This is a genomic window from Porphyromonas uenonis 60-3, assembly GCF_000174775.1.
In the GTDB taxonomy this organism is placed as follows: Bacteria; Bacteroidota; Bacteroidia; order Bacteroidales; family Porphyromonadaceae; genus Porphyromonas; species Porphyromonas uenonis_A.
This window is the reverse complement of the sequence record NZ_ACLR01000009.1, coordinates 22,815-36,605: the sequence shown is the minus strand read 5'-3', so window position 1 is coordinate 36,605 and position 13,791 is coordinate 22,815. Positions and strand designations below refer to the sequence as shown.

The window sequence follows — 13,791 nt, the reverse complement described above, 5'->3', positions numbered from 1 at the left end:
CCCACCCCGACGAGCGGTTACGAAGAGAAGTCGACCGAGCATCCAAGACGAAAAAAACTTCGCTTTTTACTTGCATTTGAACTTAGAAAGCACCGGGCTACTCGTAAGATTAGCGGAATATAGGTTTAGCGACGAAAGCCACCCCGCAACATATCGCATCAGCACCCTCACCGCTCAGTAGGTGGGGGTGCTTTTTTCTGGGAAGCCTTGCCGACCAAGCGCACCCCCCACGGAAGAATTGCCCAATAGCTACCGAGGAAACGAAGATTCTCCACGGAACCGAGAAATAAAACTTCGGAAGAATGAAATCGAAGTTCCGATGAATTTCGGATTTCCTCCCTAGGGATTTCTTCGTCCCTCCCTTGGGATCTATTCGTTCCTCCGTGGGGATCGGAGAGTTCCACCGCTGGAACTAAAGAGTTCCTCCCTTGGAACCGAAAAGTTCCAAGAGGGGAACTATTTTTGGGACTCGTATTCGCCACACAAGCAACACGATACGAAAGCAGCAAATCTCAAAGGACGATGATGCTGACGAGGGGATAGGCGCGCTTGCGGTCGGGATGGCGTAGCTCCACGAGAAGGATAGCACGCGTAGCGTAGGTCACGGGCAAGAGCTCCGCCAGACTCTGTCGCTCTACGATGGCTCGGCAGAGGGTCTCCGTGCTGGCGTGGTCATACTGCGCGAGCGGATAGCCCGCCACGGCGTATAGCGTTGCTGTGCAGGTGGTCTCACCGTCTGAGATTTCCTGCAGCACCAGTCGGGCAAGCTGAGGTAGCGATAGGAGCGTACGTTGCTTCGGCAGGTCAAGGCTTTCGCCAGAAGCGGAGGAGTGCCCGTAGACACTGTTTTGCCGACCAGGCGTCCCGTAGTTAGCCCACGCCTCGGCAGCCGTCCAGTTGCTCAAGTCTTGCGATTGCTTGTCTGGGATGATGCGTTCCTGGGCTACGCCTTTGACCTTTTGCAGTGCTTTTGGGAAGGTGTTAATATCGTAGTAAACTTCCTCGACGATGCTATCATTTGCCAACTGAACGAGCCGTATAGCGCACTCGCTATCAGGGAGCTGAGGCATCTCGGGGAAGAGGAGCAAGCTGTCAGGCTTCGCATAGTAAAGTCGCTCCAGCGGGTGCGTGCTCGGAGTGAGCGCCAGATAGCCTCGTGGGGGGATGCCACCTGCGGGGTGTGGCGGGAGCGGGCAGACCTTGGAGGGGTGACCAGAGCGTGCGATGACCAGTCCGAGGTGCCCAGTATTGACCGTGGTGTCGTTGGGGTTGTAGAGTTCGATGTACTCGGAGCCGTCGACCGTAGGCCGAGCCATAATCTCGGTAATGTAGAGCGGCAGCAGAGCGCTGGTGTGGGTCGTGTCACTAGGCGAACCGCCCGAGGGGCGAATGCTATTGCGCTGGCCAGGCGTAGCGAAGTGTGCCGACTGGATGGCAGCGCCCCAAAACTCTTGGCTCTTGTCGCCCGTGGGTGAGATGTATCGCTCGAGGGCTACGCCACGCTGACTACGCAGTTTACCCAGGAGGGCTGGATCATAGCGAAAGGTCTCCACGACCGTTGAGTCGGCATGGCGGAGCAACTCGATGGTGAAACCTTTATTGGCAAGCTGTGGCAAGCTCGCACTCTGAGTCAGACTATCACGCGGCGCCTCATAGAAAGCGGTAATCCCCTCTACCGAAGTGGTGAAGGCGTGGTACCCACCCGCTGGAATCGGACAGGAGCGACTACTCAGCGGATACCACGTGGTCACCTTGCCTCGTCGCTGTACACCGACCGAGTAGTCACTCGCATCGAGTTTTTGACCAGAGGGATTGTGTAGCTCAAGGTACTCGGAGGCACCCTTTAGCGGATTAGCCATAAACTCGCTAAAGGTGAGTGCAAATTGGTCTCTCGGAGGCTTTGGTTGGTCATAGTTGACGGCTATCGTGTAGATCGCATTCTCCACCTTAAGCCCGCTGGCAGTGCGTACGCCTCGTAGGGAGACCGCATACTCACCTTCAGGAATCGCCACCTCACTCCTTATATAAATGCTCTTGCCCTCAGCAGCGGTGGTGAGCTTGCCCCACGAAGGCGCCACGGCAATGGTCGCCGTAGAGAGGTCGGCAGGTTCGGCGCAAAGCACCTCGACGGTGTGCGGGTCTCTTTGGTTGAACGCCTTGTAGAAGTCTTTCGCAGGCACCACGTTGCGCTCGCCGAGTAGCTCGTCAGGCGAGACCAGTGAAGGGTAAATGTCTAGGAACTCCAGCGAACTGTGCTGCGACCGGGACTTGCTATACTGGCAAGCGAAGAAGAGCGGGTAGCTCTTGGTCGTGCTAGAGAACGGAGTCGTGCTACCTGCACTGCCCACAAACTTATAGAGGTCGCTGTCTCGATGCCTGACCCACAGAGACCAACGCCTCTCGGCTGTCGGATTGTACTGCAGGACAAAGTCGATGACCCCACCCTCTTGGCGCATCTCGTTAAAGTAGTCGTAGGTCAAGATTTCGCTGGTCAAGGAGGTATTTACTCGACCATTCTTCTGTAGTATAAGACGACACTCAGCTAGACGCAAGCACTGGTTGTCCTCCATCTTGAGCACCACATAGTTGGAAGTTCCGTCATCTAGCGCTTCGTAGCAGTAGAGCGGGAGCTTTACATTGGAAACTGTCGATGGAGTGTAGTCCAGTCGCACCTTACCATGCCAGGTCATCTGCTTACTGAGGGGGACGTTGGTCTTGATGTAAGCGTAGTTTGTTATACCTCTAGCCTTATCATCGTATAGTTGTAACCCTCTACTGGTATGACAGCGAAACTTGTCCAGCGTCCCCTGCCACACAGCTGGCGAGAGCGCCACGCTATCGGCAAAATGCGCCTGCCACTGCCCCACGACAGGCCAACGGCTGAGCAAGCTTAAGACGAGTACGAACCAGATCCAGCGAAGGCGCATAGCTTTTCTCCTTTAGTTAGCTGTAATGCCGTCACGCTTGAGCATCGCAGCGAGCGTAGGCTTGCGTCCTCGAAACCGTACGTAGAGCTCCATCGGGTCAAGCTCGTCACCCCGCTCCAAGATCTGATGCCGGAAGTCGGAGGCGACCGTCGGAGAGAAAATACCCTCCTTACTAAAGCGCTCAAAAGCGTCTGTGGCGAGCATCTCGCTCCACTTATATCCGTAGTAACCAGCAGCGTAACCTCCCGCGAAGATGTGACTGAAAGCGGTGGCGACAATATGCTTCGGATGCTGTGGGTCACGCTCTCTGTCTCGCAGGGTGGTGCCTCGGAGGGTCTCACGCTCGTAGGTGTAAAGGTCGTCGGGCAGGCTCTCTCCCTCGGCTAAAGTGTGGTAAGCCATATCCAGCTTGCCAAAGATAACCTGTCGGATGGTGCTGTAACCGACGGGGTACTGAGTCGCTTGGATCGCTTTGTTGAGGAGCTTAGCGGGGAGCGGTTCGCCCGTCTGGTAGTGCTTAGAGAGTAGCTCAGTGACCACCTCGGGCTGGAGGAGATAGTTTTCCATAAACTGACTGGGGAGCTCTACAAAGTCGCGCTCCACATTGGTCCCCGACATGGAGCTGTAGCGCGTCTGCGTAAGCAAGCCGTGGAGCGAGTGGCCGAACTCGTGGAGGAGCGTGTGCACCTCCGAGAGCGTGAGCATGGCCTCCTTGCCAGCCGTCGGCGGGGTGAAGTTCATCACGAGGAGGATATGGGGGCGCTGCGTGGGCGTCCACTCCCGTAGGTTGTTCATCCAGGCACCGCTGCGCTTGCCCTTGCGGGGGAAGAAGTCGAGGTAGAGCAGTCCGAGATGCGCTCCGTCACGGTCTAGCACTTGGTAAGGGCGCACATCGGGATGGTAGACGGTGACCTCCTCAGCAGGTGCGAAGGTGATGCCGTAGAGCCGTGTGGCAATGGCAAAGACGCCCGAGATGACCTGCGAGAGCGGGAAGTAGGGACGTAGCTCCTCCTCCTTGACCCCAAAGGTCTGCTCGCTGTGCCGCTCCATATAATAGGAGAGATCCCACGACTCTAGCTCGAAGCCCGCCTCACGGTCCAGCTCGTCCAACTCATCAAGAGCGGTCTGTCGGTAATACTTCGTCAGGTCGTCGAGGAGCTGCTCCACATGCTCGGGGCTGTTGCACATACGATGCTTGAGGCGGTAGGTCGCATAGTTGGGATGTCCCAGTAGTCGTGCCAGCTCGCCACGCAGCGTAGCTATCTGACAAACGATCTGCCGATTGTTCTGCGCATTGTCACGATTGCCCACGCTACCCCGTCCTAAGTACATCTTGTAGCGTAGCTCTCTGTCGGCACAATGCTTCATGATGGCACCCACATGCGGAGCCGACAGATCAAAGAGGTAGCCCTCGCCATGCGCTTCGGAGGCAGTGCGTGCTTTCTCCTTAGCATCGTCTAGGATTTGCTGAGGCAAGCCACGTAGGCGGTCGCTTTCGTCAGCAGGCACGAAGAGTGTCCAGGACTCCTCGTCGCAAAGTTTGTTTTGCGCAAAGCGTGTGGTCAACTGACTGAGCTGCTCATTGATCTCTCTAAAGCGCTCCCGCTCCGCACCAACAAGCAGAGCGCCATTGTCCGCAAAGCCCTCGTAGCTCTCGGTCAGGAGGCGCAGGTCTATCTCGTCCAGGTGCAGCTCCTCCCGCTGGTCATAGACGGAGCGAATGCGGGCGAAGAGCACTTCGTTGAGTAGCGTATCCGTCGACAGCTTGCTGAGCCAGTCCGAGAAAGTCTCCGAGAGCTGCATCATCTCGGGACACGAGTAGGCTGAGAGCAGATTGTAAAAGGCTCCCGTGACCGCCTCTAGCGCCTCTCCACTCTCCTCGAAGCGACGAATCGTATTGTCAAAGGTGGCTGGCTCACGCTGTGCCGTGATTGCGTCAATCTCTGCACGATGTAGCGTGATCGCCTCCTGCATAGCTGTGCGGAAGGTCTCCATCGTCTGCTCTGTGGCAGTGGCGGAGGAGAGATCAAAGAACTGGTCAAAGGGGAAGCTCCCGTACGGAGTCTCGGGAGCGGTAAAGAGGTCGCTTAGCAGTGCTGTCGCCTGAGGCGTGTTTGCGGTCATATATATAAGGGGTCAGTCGGGTTGATTTGGTTTACTTAGCCAGCTGAGCTTCCAGCTGAGCTATCTTTTTGTTTTGGTTTTCGATCGTCTGCAGGAGCGCGCTGAGCTCTTCATTGCCCATAGAGGTGGGATACTCGGCAGAGACACGGAGGAGGAAGTCGCTCAGGACGTTCATATAGTTGGTAAAAGCGGCATAAGGCGTCTCGTATGGCGAGAAAGCCCCTGGACCGCCCAACTTAGTGGTCATGTAAAAGAGGTGATCGGAGCCCTGCAAGTTAATCCAGTCCTCCAGTAGTCGCTGGTCTCGTGAGAGACGGATGCGCTCGCCCCACTCCTCGAGCTTCTGTATGACACATTGCTGTAGCTCATTGCCCGTCCATAGCGAGGTATCTCGCTCTTCGCCCATACGGCTCACTGGATAGGTCGCCTGGATCGTGTCCTGCGGGGTGCAGTGCGTAGCAATCTCTTGGGGCGTGGTAAAAGTAAAGCCACGCTTATAGCCCTGCTCGGGAAGAGCTCGGAGGAACTCAAAGATGCCAGTCTCACGGCTCCATACCGATCCGAGCGTCTCCAGTGGCAGAGAGACCAAAGCATAGTCGCCCTGCTCAGCCTCCAGCGTCGCAAAGAAGCGCTCCGTCGTGTAGGGATAGAGCGGACTATCGTACCGTGCGAAGTCGTGGGCGATCGCATCGGAGAGCTCCGCATGACGCATCAGAAGAGACACTCCCTCGGTCGTTGCGTTGTACAGGTAGTTAGGACTCTTCCACGCTAGGAGGTGCTTGGCACCCTCGGTGACGATCGCTTTGTACCCTTGGCTGTGGGCTATCTGTGCGATGCGGTCGCTATAGATCAGCTCAGGATTGGAGAGCGTCACGGGAGAGACCCCAAGGAGCGAACTGATACGGGTGCGGTACATGCGCAATTGGTTCGCATACTCCTCCTCATCGTACAGCCCGCAGAGCCCGTGCGAGATCGGTTCGCCAAGTATCTCGATGCGCCCACTCTTGACCAGTCGCTTGAGCAGCTGGATCATGTCTGGCGTATGCAGCTCCATCTGCGTCAGCACCGAGCCTGAGAGCGTGAGAGCAAGTCTAAAGTCGGGATGCGCCTCGATCAATTGCTCGATCAGTTCGAGGGCTGGTCTATAGGAGCGGTCTACCACTTGACGCAGTATCTCCTCATTGGCAAAGTCGTCGTAATAGTAGTGGTCGCTACCGATATTGAAGAAGGGGTAGCTCTTGAGCCTAAACGGTTGGTGTAGGTAGAAGTGAAGTATAATCTGTATCATAGGAAGGTGGAGAAGTCTAAGTGTTTATACAAGCCTGTCATAGATAGCTCTGAGGCGCAGTCCAGCTTTGCTCCAGACGATATTGTTGACCTCCTCGATACCCTTTTGCTTGAGATGCTCGTGGAGCGTCGGATAGGAGACGAGAGCGTGCATAGCGTCGGCCATAGCGTCCACGTCCCAGTAGTCAGTCTTGATCGCGTAGCGCAGGATCTCGGCACAGCCACTCTGCTTAGAGATAATGCTCGGCACGCCACACTGCATAGCTTCTAGAGGCGAGATGCCAAAAGGCTCCGATACAGAGGGCATCACGTAGACATCGCTCGAGCGCAGCATCTCATAGACCTGCTGTCCTCGCAGGAAGCCCGTAAAGTGAAAGCGGTCGGCTATACGCTTGCGAGCCACGAGGTCGATCATCTTGTCCATCATATCGCCATTGCCCGCCATCACAAAGCGAATTCCGTCGGTATGCTGTAGCACCTTGTGGGCCGCCTCGACAAAGTACTCAGGTCCCTTTTGCATGGTGATGCGCCCCAGGAAGGTAATCACCTTGTCGCCCGTATGCTGCTTATTGGGCAAAGCTAATAGCTCAGGACTAAGTGGCTCGACAGCATTGTGGACGGTAAAGACCTTGTCCGGGCTCTGACCATACTTGTCGATGACAGTTCGTCGGGTCAGGTTGCTCACACAGACGATAGCGTCTGCGTAGTCCATCCCCTGCCGCTCGATCGCATAGACCTGCGGATTGACATTGCCACGACTGCGGTCGAAGTCAGTCGCATGCACATGAATCACCAGAGGGCGCCCCGTCACCATCTTCGTATGGATCCCCGCTGGGTAGGTGAGCCAGTCATGCGAGTGAATGATGTCGCACGGCACCGTCCGCGCTATGACGCCCGCCACAATCGAGTAATTGTTGATCTCCTCCAGCAGGTTGTCCGGGTAAGCTCCGCTAAACTCCAGACAGCCCAAGTCATTGGGACAGCGATAGCGGAAGTCATCGTAGATATGCTCTCTCGCAGCTTGGTAAAAGCTCACCTCCGCCTCATTGTGTAGCCGTGAGCGCAGGTACTCGGCACTATGATCATGGTAAACGATCGGCGTGCGGTCAGCGCCAACCAGCGTAATGTGCGAAGTGTCCTCATCGCCATACAGCTTAGGCACAACAAAGGTTATATCCATATCGCTCTGCTCGGCCATACCATTGGTCAAGCCGTAGCTAGCCGTGCCTAGCCCTCCCGAAATGTGTGGGGGAAACTCCCACCCGTACATCAATACTCTCATCTTACAAGAACATCTTCATTGGTCCCACTTGTCGTGTTAAGAGGCAATCTCTATCAAAGCAGTAGCTTTTGAGTGAACGGTGTGGAGCCGTCTGCAAATTCTATATGAACTACAGAACAGTGACTAGCGTATTGAAGAGGAATGACAATCTCTTCCCGATCATCTGTCTCATATCGACTTGCATACCCCTCTGGACTATAGACCTCAACGAATGAAATGGGGCGAGTGCTTCTGATAAGGAGCTTCTCATCTTCAAGCTTAATGATAGGAGCAAGGCTCCTCTCTGTAGGCAAATCTATACTTGTCAGCTTGGAAGATAGTACGTGTGTTGCCATATAGCTCCTGCCTATTTCTACAAACCTAATGGTATATATAGAGTCCGGGGGAGTAGTGAATGTCAAGTCTCTATTCACGGCATAAAGGTGCTTGCGAGTCCATCCACCCAAGGCGGTTACTATACCTCCCCATTCGGTAAACGCATCGTCCATACGAACCTTATCTTTAGTTAGGAAGAAACTCTCTATTCCTGGTATCACGACCCCTGTATTGGGGTCTTCACCCATAAGGGCAGTTACGAACCAACCCTCAGCCGTGACATACTTTGCCCCTTTGTATAGTTGCTCAAAGTCGTAGTGGTAGCTGTCTCCCTCACGATTGCAGACGAAGTGGTAGATACTGTCTAGCTGGATAGACTTACCACTTAGTAGTAGCGGGTCGGTTGCTGAAGCATAGACACCATCTTTGGTTTGTATCGGGATGTACGCATCATTAGTCATAATGGCAAGGACACGCCCTCGCGCTGGATCTGTCGGATGCTCCACTGTCGTAAGGAGACCATCCCAAGTATTTTGTGCCGAGACGATCAGCCCGCAACTAAGTAGTATGGTTAGTAATAGTAGTTGGTGTCTCATTGTTTCGTAGGCTTTAGTTACACTTCAATGGTAAGGGTATTTATTGATCCTCTCATCTTGTAGGACGCTCTTCGTTGCTGGTTGTATAGTATAGGTAGTTGGCCAGAGGGGTCTCCTCGCTGTTGTACCGCTCCAGGGTCACCAAGGCGCGCAAGACCTCTGCACAGCTCATCGCAAAGGAGATACCGCCGTGACTGTCGTAGGGCGGGTTGCCATCGTACAGCTCGCTCAGTGTCGAGATACCGTGATGCTGTAGCTCATCCTGTATATCCCCGAGCAGGCGCGCCAGGTGGGTCACACCGCTACGCCCATTGATCTTCAGATAGGCATCCGTGTAGGCACCCAGTAGCCACGGCCACGCGGAGCCATTATAGTAAGCATGCTCACGCTGCTCCTGAAGCCCGCTGCACTGCTCCACATAACCCTCACTGCGGGGGCTCAGCGAGCGAATACCCTTTGGCGTGAGTAGCTCAGAGGTCACGATCCCTAGCACTTGTCGCTGCTTAGCACGGCTCAGCGGGCAGAACGGTAGCGAGATAGCTATCAGCATATCGGGACGGACGGCCCGCTCACGATACCCCTCCTTGGTCACGTAGTCATATAGGTAGCCATAAGGATTGACAAAGGTCTGCTCAAAGGCTGGCTCTAGGCGCTCGATCACGCCCGCCAACTCTTTGGGAAAGCCCACGCCACGAGCCTCACGGTAGAAGCAGAGCGCATTGTACCACAAGCCGTTTACCTCCACCAGATAGCCCCGTCGTGGCACGACCGCTTGACCCGCTATCGTTGAGTCCATCCAGGTGACTGGAGGCGTGCCGCTCCCCTCGGCATAGAGCAGTCCATTAGGCTCGATGCGCAGGATCGGGTGGCGGTCGCTCAGGTAGTAGTCAATGATGCGCCCCACGAAGTCTAGATAGAAGGTGCGGTGGCTGTCGTCCGGATACTCAGCGAGGAAGAGCTGTATAGCACGTATCGCCCAGAGCCCCACGTCGGGGTCACGCACACCCTCCATATCTAGCGGGAGCGCTATCTGCTTGATGAAGTTGATGCTGCTCCGTATGAAGGTGCTCATCACATTGTGAAAGCGCTCTGGATGATCACTGTAGATCGAGCAACCAGGCAAAGCAACCATCTCGTCCCTCGCCCGAACCCCATACCAGGGGAAGCCCGCGAGGATGTAGTGTCTATTGGATTCTGGCTTGTAGTAAAACTGGCTACAAGCGTTGCGCAGACAGCTCTGCAGATCTACCCGCGCCTTGCGATGCGCCACCTCCGAGTCAAAGAGCGCTGGCAACGTAGTCACGTCCACCTCCTCTAGCTGTGCGGTGAAGTAGACCGACTCACCATTGCGCAGATCCATCTCGAAGTAGCCAGGCGAATAGAGGTCTTCGCAACTTTCGTACCCTCGTATCTGCTCCTTAGGATAGTGCAGATTCTTGATCCAGTACCCCTCATCGACCCAATGCGAGGGGGCATCCACCTGCATGTATAGATCGGGATAACCCTCATAGAGACAGGTGCGCACGCCCGTCGTGCCGACTGGGTGGACGGTCGTGTCGGCGGTATCGTTTTCATGCGATAGGAGGATCACATCCCTAAAGGCGACCACAGGGCGCAACCGCAACGTGGTCTCGCTGTGGCTGTCGAGGAGCGTAAACTTGATAATCACCTGATTCTTGTAGTGGCAGAAGATCGACTCCCGCTGTAGGACCACCCCGCCCACACGGTATATCGTGCGGGGCATCTTGTCTATGTTGTACTCTCGTATGTACTTGTGCCCATTGGGATAGACCGTGCCATCGCCGTAGAGATGCACCCCGAGGTTAAACTCCGCCCCATGCTGTATCACCGTAGCGTCTAGCGACGAGAGGAGGACATGATTGTGACGGCTCAGGTGAGGCAGCGGCACCACGAGCAGACCGTGATACTTGCGCGTGTTGCACCCCACGAGGGTCGTACAGTTGAAGGCGCCCCCACGGTTCGAGCGTATATGCTCCAGCTGTAGCGAGCGGTCTAGGTTAGAAAGTGTTGTACGGTCAAACTTGAGATAACTCATAGATAGTAAATTACTTGGAAGCAACGACACCACCACTCCCCTACTCCCGATCAGCGCTAGCGCCTCGGTGGTCACGTGACAAGTGGCGCTGAGGATAACCCTCTCTGCGTTGCTAAGATACGAATTAACCGCTGAACGACGGTTAAATTCCCGCTAAACGAACAGTTTCTCACCGATGAAACTCTAGTTTCTCCCGCATGAAACTCCAGTTTCTTCTGCATGAAACTCTAGTTTCCTCCCCATGAAAATGGATTTTCTTCCCTATGAAAATCCATTTTCACCTAGGTGGCAATATGGTCTAACTAGGACTGACCCATGATACGGACGGACCTCACCGACGGTACTATCGAGGAAATCGACCAATTCTTCGGTGGAGATCGTGGATTATCCTGCGAGGAACGGAGGAATCCTTCGGAACTTTGATTTCATTCTTCCGAAGTTTCATTTCATTCTTCCGAACTTTTATATCCCGGCTCCGTGGGGAATGTTCGTTTGCTCCGTGGCGCTTTCCGATTTCCTCGGGACTGTTGCAAAAGTCAACAGTCTCACAATCTTGCTTGCAAGATTGTCTAGACTTTGCAGAAAGGATGAAGCGCAAGGCGCTGAGGGTGAGGTCTGAAGGGAGCATACCTCCGTATGTGACCGAAGCCGAATCCCGAAAGCAACACAGCGATTCGCCTTTATGCAACAGTCTCTCTTCGGGATAAAACGAACGTAGGGACATACAGCGCAACGCCGTACGTCCCTACGTTTATTCGTTAGCGGATAGCCTCTCGCGCTAGGCGACGGAGGCTCGCTGGTGTGACTGACTACTCGATCGTGATGTCGTCGATGTATAGATCCCAAGCTACTCCCTTGCCGACCTTGAATGCAATGAGATTACCACTCTTAGCTATAGACCTACCAGTGATGTCCAGCGTTACCTTAACCCAGTCAGTAGCGGTAATACTACCATTGTACTGATTGTTTTTAGCAACAGACAGATTAGCTTCAGCGTCGTTGACAACTCCTAAGTTGTAAGTATAGTATTTCTCACCCTTCTTAGTCACGAATAGGTCTGGGGCTGTTTTATCCTCAGGATACAGATTGAACGATAGGCTCTTGCCAGTAACTGTACCCTTGATATAGAAGGTAATCTTGGTCTTGCCATTGAAGTCTTTGCCCTCCTTATTTGTAGCGGTAAAGACATAGTCATTGTCTTTAGGCGTACCCTTGATGTGGAGAGCTTTACTACCGTTGCGACCAGCACCAGCAGCTTCAGTTGCATAGTTCTTCAGACCGAATTTGTTTAGCGTACCCTTGAAAGCGGCGAAGTCTTCAAAGTCAGCACCGGGGAAGAGTAGCTCAGCATTTCCAGGCTGTGGCTGTGGCGTAGGAGGTGGTGTTACGCCACCCGTGTTGTCGGGAACAACGGTTACGTTGCCACCATCTACGACGTCCCAGTCGGTGATCTGACCATTGACCTGATCTACTGTGATGGCGCCAGATGCGAGGGTGACGTTGAACTTGTGGTTCTTGCCAGACTGGAGAGCGAGGCTAGCGAAGGTGTAGCTGTAGCTCTTGCCGTCGCTCAGCTTGATGACGAGCTTAGCATTAGCATTGGTAGCAGGGATGACGATCGTTGGAGCAAAGGTGCCAGCAGCGAGCTGTAGCTTTTGCGTAGCCTTTGCCGTGCCATTGGTAAGCGTACCATCAGCAATCTTCATCGAGCTGGTGGTGACAATGCCCTCTAGTTGTGCTAAGGTAATAGTCGTACCAGCGGGTAGACCAGTCATGGTGAAGCTCACGAGAGCTAGCTTGTGCGTAAACTGTAGTACGTGGTTAGCTCCATTAGCAGCCTTAGCAGTCTTGATACCTGTTAGGTTATTGGAGTAGAGGACATCGGTCTGATCGTTGGTCAGGTCGATAGCTAGATTGGTCGTAGCGCTAGCGCTATAAGGATAGTAGCTAACGAAGTTGACCGTCTGCCCCTCGGCAAAGGTTAGTCCAGTAGCGGCGGGTGCGAAGGTGGCGGTAGCGCCTCCTGCGGTGGTCTTGTACTCTACGTTGGTAGCGGTAGCGTCACCAGTCATAGAGATACCGATGGCATCGTTTGCCTCGAAGGCATTGCCGGCCATACGGAGGTTGAGCGCTGGGATGTTTGACCCAAACTGCATCGCCTCCTGCTGTAGGCACTCACCTTTGTTGTCCTTGTTACAGGCAGTGAGTGCGAGTAGTGCTAGTGCACCGACAAGTAGTTTCTTCATGTTTAGTTGGTATTTAGGTGTTTATTGATTATTTGCTATTTGGTGGGAGTGGCAACGATATTGGACACGGAGCCATCGTCCTCCCAGTCTACGATTTGGCCGTTGACAAGGTCTATGGAGATCTTGTCCTGACCGTCGAGGGAGATATTATAGTAGTAGATCTTGTTGCTGATGATGCCCAGCTGCTTGATCTCCTTGGTGTAGGTGCGCCCATTGCTGAGCGTGAGCTGTAGCTGTGCGTCTACAACATCCTTCGGGAGGACGAGAGACGAGGCGGAGTGCTTGTCTGCACTGACCGTTAGCGGGAGGGTCCCCTTCGAACTATACGGTGTACGTAGCTCGCCCGTGAGGACGTCAAAGTCGCCCTCAACGACCATGCCTTGTAGCTTCATCGATTGTAGTGTCACTCCTGCGGGAAGCCCTTGCAGGGTGAAGACGATGCGTGAGAGGACGTGACCGAAGAGGAGCGTGTACTCCTTCTTCTCTACACGAGGAGCCACCTCTCGGTGATGAGCCCAGAGGAGGTCGATCGGCTCCTTGATCAGATTCAAGTGTATGATCCCCTTCTGAACGTCTGTGCGGTACGGAGCGTAAGCGTAGAAGTCAAGCTCCCTAACGGTGCTGGGATAGATGCGATCAGACATCGTCGTAGGGTGAAAGATCGCTATATGCCCCCCAGGGATGGCGTGGTAGTGCAGGTTGTTGCGCTCCTCCGCTCCACGCGCATAGACACCAATCTGGTCGCTCACGTCAAAGCGTTCGTCCGTGGCGCGCACCTCCTTGTCGCCAAGACGGATGTTGCTCTTGAAGACTATGTAGTCCTTAGCTTGCGCACCATCTGCATCGGGGCAAGTGGTACAGCGAGACTGCTCCTTGGTACAAGAGGCAGCGAGGAGTAGCGTCGCAAGTAGTATAGAGATTGTCGTTAATAGCTTATTCATAGTAACTGAGCTGCAGG

Annotated in this window: 8 protein-coding genes; all 8 read right to left on the bottom strand. The window is 54.4% G+C overall.

Going from position 1 to position 13,791, the window contains the following annotated elements:
• Nucleotides 1–512: 512 nt before the first annotated feature.
• Entirely contained in the window at nucleotides 513–2,927 is a 2,415-nt protein-coding gene (locus PORUE0001_RS00330; protein ID WP_007364435.1) for a lamin tail domain-containing protein, read from the bottom strand.
• 12 nt (nucleotides 2,928–2,939) lie between these two features.
• Nucleotides 2,940–5,051 carry a M3 family metallopeptidase gene (locus tag PORUE0001_RS00325; protein WP_007364430.1) on the bottom strand — a complete coding sequence of 704 codons (2,112 nt, stop codon included), beginning with the start codon at nucleotides 5,049–5,051 and terminating at the stop codon, nucleotides 2,940–2,942.
• Nucleotides 5,052–5,082: 31 nt separating this feature from the next.
• Complete coding sequence (locus tag PORUE0001_RS00320) at nucleotides 5,083–6,339, bottom strand: glycoside hydrolase family 57 protein (protein ID WP_007364439.1); 1,257 nt, start codon at nucleotides 6,337–6,339, stop codon at nucleotides 5,083–5,085.
• 24 nt (nucleotides 6,340–6,363) lie between these two features.
• Nucleotides 6,364–7,620, bottom strand: a complete 1,257-nt coding sequence (locus PORUE0001_RS00315) for a glycosyltransferase family 4 protein (RefSeq protein WP_007364424.1) — start codon at nucleotides 7,618–7,620, stop codon at nucleotides 6,364–6,366.
• Nucleotides 7,621–7,673: 53 nt separating this feature from the next.
• Nucleotides 7,674–8,531: a hypothetical protein gene (locus PORUE0001_RS00310; RefSeq protein WP_007364418.1), complete on the bottom strand. Its 858-nt coding sequence runs from the start codon at nucleotides 8,529–8,531 to the stop codon at nucleotides 7,674–7,676.
• 52 nt (nucleotides 8,532–8,583) lie between these two features.
• Nucleotides 8,584–10,587: a glycogen debranching enzyme N-terminal domain-containing protein gene (locus tag PORUE0001_RS00305; protein WP_039865101.1), complete on the bottom strand. Its 2,004-nt coding sequence runs from the start codon at nucleotides 10,585–10,587 to the stop codon at nucleotides 8,584–8,586.
• A gap of 809 nt (nucleotides 10,588–11,396) precedes the next feature.
• Entirely contained in the window at nucleotides 11,397–12,833 is a 1,437-nt protein-coding gene (locus PORUE0001_RS00295) for a fimbrillin family protein (protein ID WP_007364436.1), read from the bottom strand.
• Between the two features lie 35 nt (nucleotides 12,834–12,868).
• Nucleotides 12,869–13,774 carry a fimbrillin family protein gene (locus PORUE0001_RS00290; protein WP_007364437.1) on the bottom strand — a complete coding sequence of 302 codons (906 nt, stop codon included), beginning with the start codon at nucleotides 13,772–13,774 and terminating at the stop codon, nucleotides 12,869–12,871.
• Nucleotides 13,775–13,791 lie beyond the last annotated feature (17 nt).